Below are 18,219 nucleotides of genomic sequence, written 5' to 3'. Positions count from 1 at the left end.
ATAAACCGTCCTCTCCCGCCCCTGCGCGGGCGCCCCTACGGTCGAGGCTGCGGGCGCTCACCGGCCCGCCGCAACGAAGGAGCGAGACCCTCATGAAGATGACCGGCAACACGATCCTGATCACCGGCGGCACCTCGGGCATCGGGCTCGGCCTGGCCCTGCGTCTGCACGAGGCCGGCAACAAGGTGGTCGTCGCCGGCCGGCGCAAGGAACTCCTCGACGAGATCACGGCCGAGCACCCGGGCATCGACGCGCTCGTCCTCGACGTCGCGGACCCCGACTCGATCGCCCGGGCTCGTGAGACCGTGGCGGCGAGCCACCCGGGGCTGAACGTCCTGGTCAACAACGCCGGCATCATGCTGCGGGAAAGCCTCCTCGACCCGGCCGGACTCCCGGTCGCCGAGGATCACGTCACGGTCAACCTGCTCGGCACGATCCGGATGACGTACGCCTTCCTGCCGCTGCTGGTGGGCAAGGACGACGCGGTCGTCATGAACGTCACCTCGTCGCTGGCGTTCGTCCCGTACCCGAGCACCCCGACCTACAGCGCGACCAAGGCCGCGCTGCACTCCTTCTCCGAGAGCCTGCGCATCCAGCTCGCCGGTGCCGGCGCCGGCGTCCAGGTGATCGAGGTGGTCCCGCCGGGCGTGCGCACGACCCTGCTGGGCCAGCAGGACAGCGAACAATCCATGCCGTTGGACGACTTCCTCACCGAGACCCTCGACCTGTTGCGCGAGAAGCCCGACGCGAAGGAGCTGGTCGTCGAGCGCGCCAGGTTCATCCGCGACGCGGAGACCAACGGCTCCTACGACGACGTCCTCGCCATGATCAGCGGTAGCTGACGCGAAACACACGGACGAAGACGACGAAGCGGCCCGGGGCCGGTCCAAAGCGTCGGGCGTCCTCGACGGGGACCGTCGCGGCAGGCCGTCTTCCATGCACTACTCATCCATGGATCGGCGGTCTCTGGATAGCCGGGCGGGATGCGGCGAGGATGGAGGCATGGACAAGAAGGAACTGGCGGAATTCCTGCGCCACCGGCGTGAGACGCTGCGCCCCCGCGACGTCGGGCTGGTCGAGGGGCCGCGCAGGCGTACGCAGGGGCTGCGCCGCGAGGAGGTCGCGCAGCTCGCCGGTATGTCCACCGACTACTACGCCCGGCTGGAACAGCAGCGAGCTCCGCAGCCCTCCGTCCAGATCACCACGGCTCTCGCCCGGGCACTGCGGCTGACCCTGGACGAACGCGACCATCTCTTCGTCCTCATCGGCCACAACGCCCCGGCCCGCTTCCACCGCTCCGAACATGTCAGCCCGACGCTGATGCGGGTCCTGGACCGCCTGGACGACTCCCCGGCCCTGGTGCAGACCGACTTGTTCGACACCCTCGCGATGAACCCGTTGGCCGTCGCGCTGGTCGGCGACCTGACCCGCCACACCGGTCTGGCCCGCAGCGGCTACTACCGCTGGTTCATGGACCCGGCCGAGCGTCTGGTGTATCCCGAGGAGACCCACGAACACCACGGCCGCGCCCATGCAGCACGCCTGCGGGCCGCGCTGACAGCCGGCAGCGACACCCCCCGAGCCGCCCGGATCCTCGCCGAACTCCAGGAACACAGCCCCGAGTTCGTCCGCATGTGGGAACTTCAGGAGGTCGCCCAACGCTACGACGACTGCAAGACCATCCTCCATCCCGAACTCGGCCGCATCGACGTCGACGCCCAGGTCCTGTTCACCGAGAACCGCGCCCAGACCCTGGTGGTGCTGACCACCCGCCCCGGCACGGAGAGCCACAGCAAGCTCGAACTGCTCTCCGTCATCGGGCACCAGCAGCTCACCCCCTGACGATCCGCAGATGCGCCCGAATCGACACGACCTCGGCCGAGTGTTCAACGAGGTTCCGGAGCTCTACGACCGGGTCCGGCCCGGATACCCCGACGAGCTGTTCGCGGACCTTTGCGCCATCACCGGTATCGCCGAAAAGTCGTCGGTGCTGGAGGTGGGCTGCGGTACCGGTCAGGCGACGCGCTCATTGGCCGCACTCGGATGCTCAGTCACCGCCATCGAGCCGGGCGCAGACATGGCCGCGCTCGCTCGCCGGCGGATCGCCACCTTCCGCAACGTCGAAGTCGAGATGTCGACGTTCGAGGAGTGGGACGACCGCGGCCGGCGCTTCGATGCCCTCGTGGCTGCGTCGTCGTGGCACTGGGTCGACCCGTCGATCGGCTGGCAGCGCGCGCACGACGTGCTCGATGCCGGAGGCTGGATGGCGCTGCTCGGTCACGTCGTTGTCCGCAGGCCGGGAGAGCCGGAAGTCTACGCCGAGACCGCCGATCTCCACGAGCGGTTCTGCCCCGGGAACCCCGGCTGGGGTCATCCGCCGCTGGAGGACGACGTACGCACCACCGACGAGGGTTGGGGCCTGGTCGACGATCCCGGAGGATTGTTCGGCCCAGTGATCGTGCGCTGGTACCCGACCGTTCAGTGGTTCGACGGGGACGGCTTTGCCGATCTCCTTCGCTCGACGTCGCTGTATCGCAGGCTCGACCGTGACGTCCGTGAGCCCCTGCTCGACGCCGTCGCCGAGCGCATCCGCACGCGGATGGGCGACCGAGCATCGCGCCGTTATCTGAGCGTCCTCCGTGTCGGACAGCGCGCCGAGTGAGACCAGGGACCGACCTCCGAACTACCGGCCGCGGCAGACTCCGTCAGCCGAACTCCTCGACATACTCCTCCGGCGGCCCCAACTCGGGGCGATCCCGCAACTCCAGGACCCCCCCGAGCCGTTCCAGCTCCAGCACCGTCACGGTGTTCTCGCCCGCGCGCAGCAGCGGTGCCGGGCAGTACAGCGTGACCTGGGGCCCGATCTCCCAGTAGCGGCCGAGCAGAAAGCCGTTGACCCAGACGAGGCCCCGGCTCGATCCCGGCACTGCGAGGAAGGTGTCCGCGGGCGTGTCGACGTGGAACTCCGCGACGGCGAACCCGGCCTGCGTGGTCGCCGCGCCGGAGGCGACCGCGGCGGCCAGCTCCGCGGCGGACCACTCCTGCAGCGCGACCGGCGTGCTGTCCCAGCCCTGCACGCTGCGCCGGTCGACGAGGACCGGACCGAGCAGGCCCTTGGGCCGGCCGATGCCCGGGCCGTAGTTCACCCGGCCGAGGTTCTCGACCAGGACCTCCAGTCGTACGACGTCGCCGGTGCCGTGGATGGGGAGTTCCGGGGCATCGGGGGCGGTGACGCCGAGCAAGCTGCCGTCGGCGAAGACCAGGGCCCGGTCGCGTACGTCGGTGAGGGTCAGCCGGTGCTCGCCCGCCGGGATGCGCGGGTGGGCGGTGTGCAGGACCATGCCCGCGTCGAGGCCGAGTTGTTCGAAGGAGGCGGGGCGCGGGGCGGTCGAGGTGGGGGCGGGTACGGCGCGGAGGCCGGCGAGCAGGTCGGCGTGGTGGACGAGCGGGACGCGGGCCGGGGGGAGCTTCGGCGTGCGCTCGGGTGAGCGGAGGGGGCCGCGGGCGACGCCGAGTGCCTCGCGCATGGCGAAGAACTTGGGGGTGAGCGTGCCGTCCTCGGCGATCGGTGCGTCGGAGTCGTAGCTCGTCACGATGGGTTCGAGTCGGCCCTCGTGGTCGTTGGCGCCCGCCCAGAGCCCGAAGTTGGTGCCGCCGTGTGCCATGTAGATGCTGACGCTGCCGCCGTCGGCGACGATGCCGCGCAGGGTGCGGACCGCGCTGTCCACCCCGCGGACGTGGTGCCGCTTGCCCCAATGGTCGAACCAGCCGTTCCAGAACTCGGCGACCAGGAACGGTTCGTCGGGTCGCCGGGCGGCGAGGAGTCGCCGGGCGGCGTCGGGCTTGGAGCCGAGGGTCACGGCCGTCAGGGTCCCGGGCAGGGTGCCGCCGTCCAGCATGAGCTCGGTGGGGCCGTCGGCGGTGAACAGCAGCTCCCGGATGCCCCGGGTGGAAAGAGCCTCGCGGTTCCAGAGGAGGTAGGCGCGGTCGTCGCCGTAGCTGCCGAACTCGTTCTCCACCTGCACCGCCACGACCGGCCCGCCCTCGGCGGTCTGGAGCGCGGCGATGCGCGGGACCAGTTCGTCGAACCAGCGGGCGACGACGGAGGTGAACCCCGGGTCCGAGCTGCGGATCGCGACGTCCCGGCCGGTGAGCCAGCTCGGCAGGCCGCCGTTGGACCACTCCGCGCAGATGTACGGGCCGGGCCGGACAATGACGTCGAGGCCCTCCTCACCGACCGTGCGGATGAACCGTTCGAGGTCGCGCCAGCCGTCGAAGGAGGGCGCCTCCTGCTCCCTGGGCTGGTGGAAGTTCCAGGCCACGTAGGTGTCGACGGTGTTGAGTCCGAGATCGGCGAGCCGGCGGATCCGGTCCCGCCACAGGTCGGGGTGGACGCGGAAGTAGTGCAGCGACCCCGACAGGATGCGGTGCGGGACGCCGTGCCGGTACAGGCGGCCCCCGTGCCAGGTGAGCGCGCTGGTCGCGGCGGCGTTCGCCGTGTCGGTCGTGGTGTGGGCCGGGGCGATGCGTGTCGTGGGCGGCTCAGTCACCGTGCGAGCGTATGTTACCGATGCCATGCCTAACAAGTTCGATAGGATCTCAGGGAGGACGTCGCGGGCTGCCGCGGGAGAGGAGCGCCATGACCGAGGGCGCCGCGAGGCTGAGGCAGCCGAGCATGGCCGATGTGGCCCGGACCGCCGGGGTGTCGGCACAGACCGTCTCGCGTGCGCTCCGCGGCTCACCGAACGTCAACCCCGAGACCAAGAGGCGCGTACTCGCGGCCGTGGAGCAGGTCGGCTACCGGTTCAACAGCGCCGCCCGGGCGCTGTCCTCCGGGCGCAGCCACACCATCGGGCTCGTCCTGCTGGCGTCCGGCGGGTACTACTCGCGCTCGGCGGTGACCGCCGGCGTCGAGGCGGCTGCCGGCGAGGCCGGGTACGCGGTGAACATCGCGACGATTGCCGCGCTCGACACCGGCCTGATGGAGCGGGCCCTGTCCAAGCTCGCCGACCAGGGCGTCGACGGCTTCGTCATCGCCGTACCGCTCATCTCCGTGACGCGGAAGATGGAGGAGATCACCCACGACATCCCGACCGTCACCCTCGACGGCTCGCGGACGGCGGACGCCCGGGTGCTCGGGATCGACCAGCAGGAGGCGGGCCGCGTCGCCACGCAGCACCTGCTCGACCTGGGGCATCGCCAGGTCTGGCACATCTCCGGGCCGGACGAGTGGATCGAGGCGCGCCAGCGGCGGCAGGGCTGGCAGGAGTGCCTGGCCGCGGCCGGGATCGAGGCGCCGCCGGTCCTCGAAGGGGACTGGTCGCCCGACTCGGGACACCGGCAGGGGCAGATCATCGCGATGATCCCCGAGGTGACCGCGGTCTTCGTGGCCAGCGACGAGATGGCCTTCGGGGTGATCCGCGCGCTGCGCGAGCGCGGCCGGTCGGTGCCCGAGGACGTGTCCATCGTCAGCGTCGACGACATCGCCCTGGCGGCCTACTGCGCTCCGCCGCTGACGACCGTCCGGCAGGACTTCTACCGGTACGGCGCGGCGGCGGTCGAGCTGCTGCTGCGGGGCGACGACGCCGAGGTCGACGCTTCCGTCGCCACCGCGTCGCTGTCGGTACGCGCGTCGACGGCGGCGCCGCGCTCCCTGTGAGCTCCGGCCCCTGCGGGTTCCGGGCCACCCCTCCCTGAAATGCCCCCTGTGGGCCTCTTGCGCCTGCATGCGATTCGGTGCCACCGTAAGGCCCCATGTTATCGGTGCCACCGTAACACCCCGGATCCCATGTGATCCGGAGTTCGCTCGCAGCCAGGTGGGCAACTGTCCACGGGAAGGACCCCAGATGAGGAGATCGCTCGTCCTCACGGGCGCCGCGGTCACGGTGCTCGGACTGCTCGCCGGCTGTTCGTCCGGCGGGAGCGGATCGGATTCCGGCAGGACGACCCTCAAGGTCGCCGCCCTCGAAGGCGGCTACGGCCGCGCCATGTACACGCAGGTCATCGAGGAGTACGAGGCCTCCCATCCCGACATCGATGTCGAGTTGCAGATCTCGAAGAGCATCGAGGACGAGATCACCCCCAACATGAAGGCGGGAAAGTACCCGGACGTCGTGGTGCTCGGCCAGGGCCGCAAGGCCGCTCTCACCGAGACGCTGATCAAGGACAAGGCCCTGGAGGACCTCACACCGGTGCTCAAGGAGAAGGTCCCCGGCGAGAACACGACCGTGGGGGACAAGCTCACCAAGGGCATCGTCGGCAACCTCAACACCAATCCGTACGGCAACGATCAGACGTACCTCATGCCGATGTACTACGCCCCGACCGGCCTCTTCTACAACCAGGGCCTGTTCGAGCAGAAGGGCTGGAAGGTCCCGAGCACCTGGGACGAGATGTTCGCGCTCGGCGACCAGGCCAAGAAGCAGGGCATTCCACTGTTCACGTACCCGACCGCCGGCTACCTCGACTCGTACTTCTTCGCGCTCCTCGCGGACATCGGCGGGGAGCAGTTCTACACCGACGTCATGACGTACAAGAAGGACGTCTGGAAGACGGCGAACGCCCGGAAGGCCCTGGACATCACCACGCGGCTGCTCAGCTACGCCGCACCGGCGACCGTCGGATACGCAAACGAGCAGGACTTCACCAAGAACCAGCAGCTGATCCTCGACAACAAGGCGCTGTTCATGCCGAACGGCACATGGATCGTCGGCGGGATGGCGGATGCTCCTCGCGCGAAGGGCTTCAAGTGGGGTCTGACGCCGCTGCCCGCGGTCACCGCGGGCGGCAAGCGCTACATCACGACCTCGGTCGAGTCGGTGTGGATCCCCAAGGCCGCCCAACACAAGGACGCGGCAAAGGACTTCATCGCCTACCTGTACTCCGACAAGGCAGCGAAAATCTTCGCCGAGTCCAACGCGATCCAGCCGATCGAGGGCATCGCGAGCAGCCTGACCGGGGAGAACGCCGAGTTCTACCAGGTGTACGAGGACCCGTCGGTCTCCGCGCTCGTCGGCGGATTCGCGAGCACCGCGCCCGTCGCGGGCGTCGACATCAAGGCCACGCTCTTCGACACCGCCAACAGCATCATCAGCGGCGACACCACCGAGGACAAGTGGCAGACCGCGCTGAACGACGCCAGCGAGAAGCTGCGCCAGGCGGGCGACTGACGTGCCCGGCGGCCCGGTGGCTTGCGAAGCCCGGGCCGCCGTGCGTGACCGTACGACTCCCCCGATTCCGCCGATCGACCCAAGGACCGGCACGGTGACGACCCTCTCCACCCCACCCCCAGGCTCGACGAACCGCACATCCGATACGGCCGGCAAGGCGCCGTCCACCGGGCGTTCCCGGCGCGGCGCCCAGGCCCCGGCCCGCGTCGGCCGCCGACGCGGCAACACCGGCTTCGTACTCGCCTGCCTGCTGCCCGCGCTGGTGCTCTTCACGGTCTTCATGGTCATCCCCACCGTGAACGTGTTCCGGACGTCCCTCTACACCTGGGGCGGCTTCTCCCCCGACAAGCAGTTCGTGGGGCTCGACAACTTCCGCCACCTCCTCGACGACCAGCAGTTCGTACGCGCGTTCCAGAACACGGTCGCCCTCCTGGTGGTGGTGACCGTCGTGACGATGGGCATGGGCCTGTTCCTCGCCGCGATCATGACCCGGCAACGGCTGCGCGGACGGAACCTCTACCGGTTCGTCCTCTACATCCCGAACGTCCTCTCGGTGGTCGTCATCGCGGCGATCTTCTCCGCCGTGTACGACCAGGACAACGGTCTGATCAACGGCACGCTCCGGCTGCTCTCGCTCGACGGACTGCAACAGGTCTGGCTCGGCAACCAGAAGATCGTGCTCTACTCCGTAGCCATCGCGATGGTCTGGCAGTCGCTGGGCTACTACATGGTCCTCTACATGGCGGGCATGGCGAGCATCCCGGAGGAGCTCTACGAGGCGAGCGCACTCGACGGGGCCTCCGGCACCCGGCAGTTCTTCGCGATCACGCTGCCGCTCATCTGGGAGAGCCTGCGCACCACGCTGACGTTCTTCGTCATGAGCGCCGTCAACCTGAGCTTCGTCCTGGTCCGCGCGATGACCGGCGGCGGGCCCGACGGCTCCTCCGATGTCCTGCTGAACTACATGTACAAGCAGGCGTACACGAACTCGTCGTACGGCTACGGCATGGCCATCGGTGTCGTCATCTTCGCGTTCTCGTTCCTCGTGTCGCTCCTGGTGAGCCGGGCGACCAAGCGCGAACCCCTCCAGTTCTGAGAGCTCTTCGAGGACAGGCACCATGACCACGATCAACTCGTCGCCCCGCCCCCGCCTGGGCCGCGCGCTCACCTACGCCCTCGTCACCGCGATCGCGCTCGCCATCGCGGTGCCGGTCGCCTGGGTGCTGCTCGCCTCGCTCAAGCAGAAGAGCGAGTTCTTCGCCAGCCCCTGGACGCTGCCGAAGGGCCTGCACATCCAGAACTACGTCGCCGCGTTCCTCGACGCACACATGGGTCAGTACTTCCTGACCTCGGTGCTCGTCACGGTGCTCGCACTGGTGCTCGTCCTGGCGGTCTCCGTGCCGGCGGCCTACGTCATCGCCCGGTACGAGTTCCGCGGCCGCCGCGTCGTGGAGTTCGCGCTCCTGGCCGGTCTCTTCGTCAACGTCAACTACATCGTCGTACCGATCTTCCTCATGCTCGTCGACTGGGACCGCGCGCTCATCGACGTCTTCCCCGGCGGGTTCTTCATCGACAACCCGGGAGTCCTGTCGCTGGTCTACGCGGCCACGTCGATCCCGTTCACCATCTACCTGCTCACCGCGTACTTCCGGTCGATACCGGTCGAGTACGAGGAGGCCGCCGCCCTGGACGGCGCGTCCCGCTTCCGGATCATGACCCAGGTCATGCTCCCGATGGCACGCCCGGCGGTCACCACCGTGATCCTCTTCGACTTCCTGGCCTACTGGAACGACTTCATCATCTCGCTCACCCTGCTCCCCGGCGACAACAAGACGTTGCAGGTCGGCCTGCTCAACCTGTTCACCGCGCAGAAGGCGGCGGCCGACTACGGGCGCCTGTACGCCGGCATGGTCATCGTCATCGTCCCCGTCCTCCTCCTCTACGCGCTCATCCAGCGCCGGCTCATCGAGGGCATGGCATCGGGCGGCGTGAAGGGCTGACGGAAGGAAACCCATGAAGGACTCGACACACACAGCGCTGCTCATCACCGTCCGTACGCTCGTCGCGGCGGCCTGCCTCACCCTCGTCGTCATCGCGCGCACGACGGTCGGGTGGGGGCACCTCCTGGTCATGCTCGGCGCGCTGGCCGGGCTGCTGGCCCTGCTCGCCTCGTACAACCGGCGGTTCCGGTGACCGCGGCCGCGGCATCCGGACGGGCGCGGGCGCCGGCGCTGGCCGCGGTCCGGCCGAGTGAGCGCCAACTCACCTGGCAGACAATGGAGTTCTACGGCTTCATCCACTTCGGCATGAACACCGTGACGGACCGCGAGTGGGGCGAGGGACACGACGACCCGGCGCTCTTCGACCCGGCCGGGCTCGACGCCGACCAGTGGGTCGCGACCCTCAAGAGCGCCGGGATGACCGGCGTGATCCTCACCTGCAAGCACCACGACGGTTTCTGTCTGTGGCCGAGCGACGTCACCGCCTACTCGGTCGCCTCGTCGCCGTGGCTGGGTGGCCAGGGCGACGTGGTCGCGGAGGTCGCCGCCGCGGCCCGGCGGCACGGCCTGCGGTTCGGGATCTACCTCTCCCCCTGGGACCGCCACGATGCGTCCTACGGCTCCGGGACCGCGTACGACGACTTCTACGTCGCCCAGCTCACCGAACTGCTCACCCGGTACGGGCCGGTGTTCTCGGTGTGGCTGGACGGCGCGAACGGAGAGGGCCCGAACGGCAAGGTCCAGGTGTACGACTGGGAGCGTTACTACGCCGTCGTACGCGAATTGCAGCCGGACGCGGTCATCAGCGTGTGCGGGCCCGACGTCCGCTGGTGCGGCAACGAGGCCGGGGACACCCGCCCCGACGAGTGGAGCGTCGTCCCGCGCGCCCTGCAGGACGCCGAACGCACCGCGGACCGCTCGCAGCAGACGGACGACGGCACCTTCGCCCGGCTGGTCCGCAACGACGACCGCGACCTCGGCAGCCGAACCGCGCTGGCCGGGCACGAGGACGACCTGGTCTGGTACCCGGCCGAGGTCAACACCTCGATCCGCCCCGGCTGGTTCCACCACCCCGCCGAGGACGCCCAAGTCCGGCCCGTGGACGAGCTGTTCACCATCTACCTGCGCGCCGTCGGCGGCAACTCCTGCTTCCTGCTCAACGTCCCACCGGCCCGGGACGGGCGCATACGCGACACCGACGTGGCGGTCCTTGAGCGACTCGGGCGGCGCATCGAGGACTTCCGGGCGCGGCGGATCGAGGCGACGGCGACGGTCTCCTCCGGCACCCCGGGTGACATCGCGACGGCGTGGCCCGGCGCAGGGCGTACGCCGTGGCGGCCGGACGACACGGACCCGCGTCCCGGCGTGACGCTCGCGTTCGGGCGGCCCCGCCCGGTCGAGGCGGTCGTCGTGGGCGAGGACATCACGCAGGGACAGCGGATCGAGCACGTCGTCGTCCGGGGCCGCCGGGACGGCCGCTGGACGACGCTCGCCGAGGCGCATGCGGTGGGCTACCAGCGCATCCTGACCTTTGCGCCGACCGAGGTCGACGCCGTGCTGGTCGAGGTGACGGAGGCGCGGGACACGCCCGTCGTGGCGCGCGCGGCCGCGATCGGGGGCGCCTCATGAAGGGCACCTTGCCGTCGCGCAGGGCCGTCCTCATCCTCACCGGCCTGTGCCTCGCCCTCACCGCACTGGTGATCACCGCAGTGACACTGCTCCGCGACCACCACACCGAGGACGAGGTCGCCTCCCTCGACGGCCACCCCGTGACCCGCGACGAACTGCTCTTCCACATGCGGCGGCTCGCTCCGACCGTGCAGAACGAGCTGCGCAACAAGTACCGCCTGCAAGGCACGACCAACTGGAACGCGAAAGCCGGAGACAAGACCGCACTCCAACGGCTCGAAACCCGTGCGCTCGACGAGATCTGGCGGGACAAGAGCACGCTCGTCCTCGCGAAAGAGCAGGGGCTCGTCGACTCGGTGGACTACGCGGACTTCCTCGCCGACCTGGCGAAGGAGAACGAGTCCCGGGCGCAGGCCATCGCGGCGGGCGAGACGGTGTACGGCGTCGCGAGCTTCTCCCCCGGCGAGTACTACACACACCGGCTCACGGATCTCACCACCACCCTGAAGAAGCGGCTCAGCGCTGCCCCCGGCGGCCCGCTCCGGGTCACCGACGCCGAAGTCCGGCGCGCGTTCGACGCCGACCGGGACGCCTGGAGCGCCAACGCGACGACGTACACGTACACGCGGCTGGTGGTGCCGGTACCGGAAGGCGCCGCCGCGGAGTACGCCGAGCGCCTCCAGCAGCGGGTGACGTCCGCCGGGCGCCTCGCGGACGCCGTCGCCGGGGAACCGGGCGCCAAGCTCACAACCGGCACGTACGACGGCGGTGGCTCCACCTCGCTGAACGCCCACGCCCAGGACCTCCTCTCGATCCTCGGCGGACTCCAGCCGGGCCGGATCTCCGCCCCCGTCAGGGGCACCGGCCAGATCACCTACTACGAACTCGACAGCAAGGACATCGACGAGGACAAGGCGTTCACCGACTACGCCCAGCGGATCCGGCAGTCGCTCGTCGAGGAGAAGTTCGACCAGTACCTCCAGCGCCGTGTCGACAAGAGCGACATCGACATCGACATCGCGGCGTTGGACGCCATCACCGCAGAGGATGTGCAGCAATGAGATCTTTCGACACGGAATCACCACCCCTCATACGAACGCTGTACGCGGGCTTCATCGCCCTGCTCGCCGCACTGCTCGTCGGCTCGCTCGTTCCCGCCGCGTACGCCGCCGCGGCCCCGGACCGCGCTTCCTCCCGCGTCCCCGCCGCCGCCGAGCCGACCTGGCCGGGCAACACCCCCAACAGGACCGGCGGCACGGACTACTTCATCGACGCCACCCACGGCCACGACAACGCGGCCGGGACCTCCCCCAAGACCGCCTGGCGCACCCTCGCCAAGGCGAACGCCACGACGTTCGAGCCCGGCGACCGCATCCTGCTCAAGGCCGGTGAGCAATGGCAGGACGAGCAGCTCTGGCCGAAGGGCTCGGGCAGCGCGGGCAGGCCGATCACCATCTCGGCGTACGGCGACCCGCGCGCCGGACGGCCGTACATCGCGACGAATGGCAAGGTGCCGAGCCCGTTCAACGCGGACGGCACGAAGAATCCCGCCACCGTCGGCCTGACCGGCGCCATCGTGCTGCGCAACCAGCAGTACTGGGACATCAACAACGTCGAGCTGTCCAATGACGACGACTTCGCGACCAACATCACCAAAGGGACACCCGCAGCGCCTTACGTCCGCGACGGAATCATGGTCTCGATCAACGCCGACCTCCTGAAGCCCGGCGCCGACAGCATCATGGACCACTTCCGCATCTCTGACATATACGTCCACAACATCGACGGCCCGAGCCACTGGCAGAAAATCCATTACGGTGCCGTCGACTTCCAGGTCTTCGGCAGCAAGAGCTACAAGGACTACGGCACCGGCGGCTACTTCTTCAAGGACGTCCGGATCGAGGACAACACCTTTGAGAACGTCGAACTGCACGCCGTCCAGTTCGCGTTCAACTGGTTCGCGGCCGACGGCGCGGACGCGGGCCAGTACGACGAGAACGGCAAGTGGCACGAGGGCTGGGAACAGCTGTGGGTGCGCACCCGCGACCTGTACAGCCGGGACGTCTACATCGGCCACAACTACTCCGAGAGCATCGGCCAGGGCGCGATCCAGCTCGCCAACACCAAGAACATGACGGTCGAGTACAACGAGGTCAACGGCTATCTGGAGCGCTACGACGCCGTGTCGTGCGCGCTGTATCTGTGGGCGGGCGCCGACTCGGTCATGCAGTACAACGAGGTGTACGGCGGCCCGAACAACGAGTTCGACGGAACCCCCTGGGACCTCGAATACACCAACTTCAACGTCACGTACCAGTACAACTACTCGCACGACAACGCGGCGGGCTGGATGGCCTACATGGGCAACAGCTCCAACTCGACGGCCCGCTACAACCTCAGCGTCAACGACAATGGCGTGCTCGTGAAGAACATGCTGTCGACGAACTACTCACCGACGTACTTCACGAACAACACCTTCGTCTACGACGGCGCGGACCTCGACTACGTCCACGACGAGACGTTCCTGAGCCGCGTCTACTTCCTGAACAACATCTTCTACAACACCTCGGAGACGACCCCGACACCGTGGTACCGCCGCACCGGCGCCCTACGACAGGCCGTGTTCTCCAACAACGACTACTACGAGGCAAGCGGCACCCACTCCACCCAGGAACCGGCCGACCCGAAGGGCCTGCGGGCCGACCCACGGTTCGTCGGTGACCCCGCCGACTACGTCACCGGGGCGGGCGTGGACCACATCCGGAAGGCGGCAGCTCACTTCGCCCTCCGCAAGGACTCGCCGCTCATCGACGCCGGCCGGTACAACCCGCACCTGGGCACCAAGGACTTCCTCGGCACGCACATCTACTACGGCAAGGCACCGGACATAGGCATCGCCGAGAGGCGCATCGGCCGACAGGTCACCAACCCGGTCGACACCGACCCCATCGAGGAGGAAGCGGACAACCGCGTCGACCTCGCCCTCGGCAAACCGGTCACCGCAAGCTCCACCCACCCCGGCGCGAACGGGACGCTCACCGCGGACAAGCTGACCGACGGCGACCTGACGACCCGCTGGGCCGCGGCCGACGACGCGACCTACCCGATCACGCTCGACATCGACTTCGGCACGGACACCACCTTCGACCAGGTCTACTTGGACGAGTACACCGACTCGGGCACCAATCCGCGGGTGCAGTCCTTCGCGCTTCAGCGGTGGGACCCCGGGACCGGCCAGTGGGTGACCTTCGCGAGCTACGACGACGGCATCGGGCACGACCGCACCGTGACCGGCTTCGGCAACGTCACGACCTCCCGGCTCCGGGTGGCGCTCACCCGGCAGATCGCGGCGGAGCAGTACACCCCGACACTGACCGAGGTCGCTGTGTACCACGCCGACGATTAGGGCCTGTCCGGAGCGTGCAACGGAGTGTCTCGCGGGCGTATCGCGGGCGTATCGAAAATCGCATACGCCCGCGCAACGGCCCTCCGTCTCCAATGGGGGCATGAACCATGACGCCTCCCTGTCAGCACCGCCCGGCCGCGCGCGCAGGATCGTGCTTGTCGGCCTGGCGATCCTCGGCCTGGCGAGCGCCCTGTTCGTCGTGCGGGGCCCGCTCATGATGTCCGCTCCGCGGTGCATGGCCGGGCGGTGGCACGGCTGCTTCGACACGTTCAACGGTGTGGTGCTCATGACGTTGGTCACGCTGCCGCTGGCCGCGCTGGTGGTGTGGGCTCTGGCGCTCCGTCGGCGTGCCGCCGGCGTCACATCGGCGTGGCGGATGTCGCTGGCCGAGGTGGGCATGGTCCACGGGACGGTGCCGTTCCTTTGGCTGACCATGATGCCGGGCGGTGGGGCCGGCATCGTCCCCGCACGGGTGAGCCTGGTACCGCTGCGGGACCTGGTCACGATGGGGCCGCTCGGGATCGTCGGCAACCTGCTGGTCTTCGCGGCGCTGGGGTTCTTCGCCCCGATGCGGTTCGCGGCGCTGGCGTCCGTGCCGCGGGTCCTGGCACTCGGGGCGGGCTGCTCGGTCCTGGTCGAAACCGCACAGTACGTCCTGCAGCTGGACCGGGTGTCCTCCGTGGACGACGTACTGGTCAACACCACCGGCGCGGTGCTGGCCGGGCTGGCTTCGCGCCGCTGGTGGCGCACGACGGCGCAAGCGCAGGCGGACCGGCCTCGCCCCGCCGCGGCAGCGGCAGGCTGAGTCGCGTGTCCGGTGTGCACACGTCTGTGCACGCGTCTTTGCATACGTCCGCGAAATGTTGTGCCGCTTAGGCTTCTGACATGCGTGTACTGATCGTGGAGGACGAGCCCTACCTGGCCGAGGCCGTCCGTGACGGTCTGCGGCTGGAGGCGATCGCCGCCGACATCGCAGGCGACGGCGACGCCGCCCTGGAACTGCTCAGCGTCAACTCCTACGACCTCGCCGTCCTCGACCGCGACATCCCCGGCCCCTCCGGCGACGAGGTCGCCCGGCGCATCGTCGCCTCCGGCAGCGGCATCCCGATCCTCATGCTCACCGCCGCCGACCGGATCGACGACAAGGCGTCCGGGTTCGAGCTCGGGGCCGACGACTACCTCACCAAACCGTTCGAGCTGCGGGAGCTCGTCCTGCGGCTGCGGGCGCTCCACCGTAGACGCGCGTACGCCCGGCCCCCGGTCCGCGAGATCGCGGGCCTGCGGCTCGACCCCTTCCGCCGGGAGGTCTTCCGCGACGGACGTTACGTCGCGCTCACCCGCAAACAGTTCGCCGTGCTGGAAGTCCTCGTCACCGCCGAGGGCGGGGTCGTCAGCGCCGAAGAGCTGCTGGAAAGGGCCTGGGACGAGAACGCCGACCCCCTCACCAACGCCGTGCGCATCACCGTCTCCGCACTGCGCAAACGGCTCGGCGAACCATGGATCATCGCCACGGTGCCCGGCGTCGGCTACCGCATCGACGCCGGGCACCGTGGCGATGAATAGACGCCCAGGACCCAGCGCCCGCCTGAAACTCACCATCAGCTATGCCGGACTCGTCCTCGTCACCGGCGCTGTCCTGCTGGCCGTGGTGTGGGTGTTCCTGCTGCGCTACGTACCCGACAGTCCCCAGGGCTTGCTCGGGATCTCACCCAACCGGTACCTCCTCTCGCGCGTCTTCGGTCGCGCCGCGGCCGTAGCACTGGCCTTGCTGCTCGTGTTCGGCCTCGTCGGAGGATGGATCCTCGCCGGCCGGATGCTCGCACCACTCACACAGATCACGGATGCGGCACGGATGGCCGGGAACGGGTCACTGTCCCACCGGATCCGTATGAAGGGTCGCCAGGACGAATTCCGTGAACTCTCCGACGCGTTCGACTCGATGCTCGAACAACTCGAGTCCCACGTCGCCGAGCAGCAGAGGTTCGCCGCGAACGCCTCCCACGAACTGCGCACCCCGCTGGCCATCTCGCAGACGCTGCTCGACGTCGCCCGCAGAGACCCCACGCGGGACCAGGCCGAAATCTTCGAACGCCTGCAGGCTGTCAATACGCGCGCGATCGACCTCACCGAGGCCCTCCTGCTGCTCAGCCGCAGCGACCGCGGGAACTTCACCCGCGAGAGCGTCGACCTCTCCCTCGTCGCCGAAGAGGCCGCCGAAACCCTGCTCCCCCTCGCCGAACAGCGCGGGATCACGCTCGACGTCACCGGCGGGGCGGCCCGGACCAGCGGCTCCGCGGAACTCCTGCTGCGGATGGTGACGAACCTCGTCCAGAACGCCATCGTCCACAACCTCCCCGCCGGCTGCACCGTGACGGTCCACACCGAGGCGCAGGGCGACGCGAGCGTGCTGCGGGTCGAGAACACGGGCCATCCAGTGCCACCGGAACTGGTACCGACCCTCACCGAACCCTTCCAGCGCGGAACGGAACGCGTACGCACCGACGAGCACGCGGGCGTCGGCCTCGGCCTGGCCATCGTGCACAGCATCGTCCGCGCCCACGACGGCACACTCGACCTCGCCCCCCGCCCCACCGGCGGCCTCCTCGTCACGGTCCGCCTCCCCGGCACGCCGTAGCTCACGGGACGACTCCCGCCCCGAACGGCACAGCCTTTAGGCTGCCGGTCATGAATCCGGCCATGACCAGCGGTGTGACCACTGAGCCCGTCATCCTCGATGCCATGGAGCTGACCTCCGATCCGCAGCCGGAGGCCCGGTTTGTGGAGTCGGCCCACCGGATCCTGGCGGACCTGGTCCGTTCGGGTGCCGCGCTGGGCTGGGTGGAACCACCCTCGCGGGACGAGGTGGCGGAACTTCTCGGCCATGTCGTCTCTGCGGTACAGGCCGGGGATGCGGCTCTGCGTGCCGCTTACCTCGACCATCGACTTGTCGGGTTGGGGTACTGGCTCCGCTACGCCCGACCGACCCATCGGCCACACGCCGATCTGGAGAAGATCGCGGTGGATGCTGTTGCCCATGGTCGCGGTATCGGTCGGGCGCTGACCGCTGCCTTGATCGCTGACGCCCGGGAGGCGGGTATCGAGGTCCTCACTCTGGACGCCCGTGGCGACAACACCAATGCCCTGCACCTCTACCGATCGCTGGGCTTCACCGAATACGGCCGTCTGCCCGGCTTCGTGGCCGTCGGTGAACGCCGCTACGACAAGGTCTTCTACATGCTGGACTTCCGCCGGCAAGGCTGACCGCTACCGCCACCCGCATTGTGCGCCACGAACACGAACTCCCGTCCGGGCCTGTCGGGAGCGTCACGGACGTCGTCCACCGTGAAGCCCGCGCCGAGAAGATCCGCCTCCACCTCCTCGCGGGAGCGGAATCGCAGGGTGGAGTCCGAGGTCAGGCGTGCGCCGTCCGTCGTGAACACGAAGGTCCCGCGGAAGGTCACCAACGGCCCGTCGACGTCGGTCACTTCGACCCAGTTCTCGACGGCACCGACGCCGGGGACGTCCGTGACGCGGTGAGTGGCGTCCCGGTTCCACTCCTCCCAGGCCCGGCGGGCCGGGTCGCGGGTTTCGAGGACGAGGTGTCCGCCCTGTCGCAGGGCGGCGTGGATGGCCCGCAGGGTGGCCCGCCAAGACTCCGGGTCGGCGATGGCCTGGGCGACGTTGCCGGTCATGGTCGCGAGGTCCGCCCGGAGCGGCGGAACGGCGGTCGCGTCGCCGTGGATGAAGCGGACGCGGTCGGCGCCCGGTTTCGCGCGGCCGACGTCCAGGGAGGCCTGCGCGGGATCGACACCGACGACCTCGATGCCGCGCTCGGCCAGCAGCAGCGCGAAGACGCCCGTTCCGCAACCGATGTCCAGCACCCGGCGTGCGCCGAACTCCCGGGCGATGCCGAGGTAGGCGTCGAGGTCACTGCGGTCGGAGTCGAGCACGTCGTAGATCGCGGCCAGTCGCGGGTGCCCGAAGAGCGCGTCAACCATGCGGGCGACGGTAGAGA

The 18,219-nt window shown here is 69.1% G+C and carries 17 protein-coding genes; 15 read left to right on the top strand and 2 right to left on the bottom strand.

Annotated features, from left to right (window positions below; all coding sequences use genetic code 11):
- The first annotated feature begins 92 nt into the window (after positions 1-92).
- From SSP24_RS07555 to SSP24_RS07545, 3 genes are all read left to right on the top strand, one after another.
- Positions 93-842 (top strand): SDR family oxidoreductase, encoded by a 750-nt coding sequence (locus SSP24_RS07555; protein ID WP_141308084.1) that lies wholly within the window; start codon positions 93-95, stop codon positions 840-842.
- A gap of 160 nt (positions 843-1,002) precedes the next feature.
- Positions 1,003-1,842 (top strand): helix-turn-helix transcriptional regulator, encoded by an 840-nt coding sequence (locus SSP24_RS07550; protein ID WP_141308082.1) that lies wholly within the window; start codon positions 1,003-1,005, stop codon positions 1,840-1,842.
- Positions 1,843-1,852: 10 nt separating this feature from the next.
- Complete coding sequence (locus SSP24_RS07545) at positions 1,853-2,662, top strand: class I SAM-dependent methyltransferase (protein ID WP_141308080.1); 810 nt, start codon at positions 1,853-1,855, stop codon at positions 2,660-2,662.
- Between the two features lie 43 nt (positions 2,663-2,705).
- On the opposite strand, the gene SSP24_RS07540 is transcribed toward SSP24_RS07545, so the two are convergent.
- Positions 2,706-4,577 carry a glycoside hydrolase family 35 protein gene (locus SSP24_RS07540; RefSeq protein ID WP_141308078.1) on the bottom strand — a complete coding sequence of 624 codons (1,872 nt, stop codon included), beginning with the start codon at positions 4,575-4,577 and terminating at the stop codon, positions 2,706-2,708.
- Positions 4,578-4,639: 62 nt separating this feature from the next.
- On the opposite strand from SSP24_RS07540, the gene SSP24_RS07535 reads away from it, so the two are divergent.
- The 12 genes from SSP24_RS07535 to SSP24_RS07480 all read left to right on the top strand — a co-directional run bounded on the left by SSP24_RS07535 (position 4,640) and on the right by SSP24_RS07480 (position 17,465).
- Positions 4,640-5,659 (top strand): LacI family DNA-binding transcriptional regulator, encoded by a 1,020-nt coding sequence (locus SSP24_RS07535; protein WP_141308076.1) that lies wholly within the window; start codon positions 4,640-4,642, stop codon positions 5,657-5,659.
- A 187-nt stretch (positions 5,660-5,846) separates the two neighbouring features.
- Positions 5,847-7,169 (top strand): carbohydrate ABC transporter substrate-binding protein, encoded by a 1,323-nt coding sequence (locus SSP24_RS07530; protein ID WP_141308074.1) that lies wholly within the window; start codon positions 5,847-5,849, stop codon positions 7,167-7,169.
- Between the two features lie 94 nt (positions 7,170-7,263).
- Positions 7,264-8,265 carry a carbohydrate ABC transporter permease gene (locus SSP24_RS07525; RefSeq protein WP_218037071.1) on the top strand — a complete coding sequence of 334 codons (1,002 nt, stop codon included), beginning with the start codon at positions 7,264-7,266 and terminating at the stop codon, positions 8,263-8,265.
- A gap of 22 nt (positions 8,266-8,287) precedes the next feature.
- Positions 8,288-9,169, top strand: a complete 882-nt coding sequence (locus SSP24_RS07520; RefSeq protein WP_141308072.1) for a carbohydrate ABC transporter permease — start codon at positions 8,288-8,290, stop codon at positions 9,167-9,169.
- A 13-nt stretch (positions 9,170-9,182) separates the two neighbouring features.
- Complete coding sequence (locus SSP24_RS07515) at positions 9,183-9,362, top strand: DUF6903 family protein (protein WP_141308070.1); 180 nt, start codon at positions 9,183-9,185, stop codon at positions 9,360-9,362.
- Positions 9,359-10,798, top strand: coding sequence for an alpha-L-fucosidase (locus tag SSP24_RS07510; RefSeq protein ID WP_218037070.1), 1,440 nt, complete (start codon positions 9,359-9,361; stop codon positions 10,796-10,798). Before SSP24_RS07515 ends, SSP24_RS07510 begins: the two co-directional genes overlap by 4 nt.
- Entirely contained in the window at positions 10,795-11,859 is a 1,065-nt protein-coding gene (locus SSP24_RS07505; RefSeq protein WP_141308068.1) for a peptidylprolyl isomerase, read from the top strand. The genes SSP24_RS07510 and SSP24_RS07505 overlap by 4 nt, the downstream gene beginning before the upstream one ends.
- Positions 11,856-14,204, top strand: coding sequence for a discoidin domain-containing protein (locus SSP24_RS07500; RefSeq protein ID WP_141308066.1), 2,349 nt, complete (start codon positions 11,856-11,858; stop codon positions 14,202-14,204). The genes SSP24_RS07505 and SSP24_RS07500 overlap by 4 nt, the downstream gene beginning before the upstream one ends.
- 100 nt (positions 14,205-14,304) lie before the next feature.
- A complete protein-coding gene (locus tag SSP24_RS07495) occupies positions 14,305-15,009 on the top strand; it encodes a VanZ family protein (RefSeq protein ID WP_141308064.1) in 705 nt (234 codons plus the stop codon).
- A gap of 80 nt (positions 15,010-15,089) precedes the next feature.
- Positions 15,090-15,767 carry a response regulator transcription factor gene (locus SSP24_RS07490; RefSeq protein WP_141308062.1) on the top strand — a complete coding sequence of 226 codons (678 nt, stop codon included), beginning with the start codon at positions 15,090-15,092 and terminating at the stop codon, positions 15,765-15,767.
- The gene (locus tag SSP24_RS07485; protein ID WP_141308060.1) at positions 15,760-16,839 is read left to right on the top strand and encodes a sensor histidine kinase; all 1,080 of its coding nucleotides are present in this window, start codon (positions 15,760-15,762) and stop codon (positions 16,837-16,839) included. Before SSP24_RS07490 ends, SSP24_RS07485 begins: the two co-directional genes overlap by 8 nt.
- A gap of 62 nt (positions 16,840-16,901) precedes the next feature.
- The gene (locus SSP24_RS07480) at positions 16,902-17,465 is read left to right on the top strand and encodes a GNAT family N-acetyltransferase (protein WP_141308259.1); all 564 of its coding nucleotides are present in this window, start codon (positions 16,902-16,904) and stop codon (positions 17,463-17,465) included.
- On the opposite strand, the gene SSP24_RS07475 is transcribed toward SSP24_RS07480, so the two are convergent.
- A complete protein-coding gene (locus SSP24_RS07475) occupies positions 17,435-18,202 on the bottom strand; it encodes a class I SAM-dependent methyltransferase (RefSeq protein WP_141308058.1) in 768 nt (255 codons plus the stop codon). The two genes, SSP24_RS07480 and SSP24_RS07475, sit on opposite strands and share 31 nt — an antisense overlap.
- Positions 18,203-18,219: the final 17 nt, after the last annotated feature.

It is taken from the genome of Streptomyces spinoverrucosus (genome assembly GCF_006539505.1).
Lineage (GTDB): Bacteria > Actinomycetota > Actinomycetes > Streptomycetales > Streptomycetaceae > Streptomyces > Streptomyces spinoverrucosus.
This window is presented reverse-complemented; position numbering and strand designations above follow the sequence as displayed.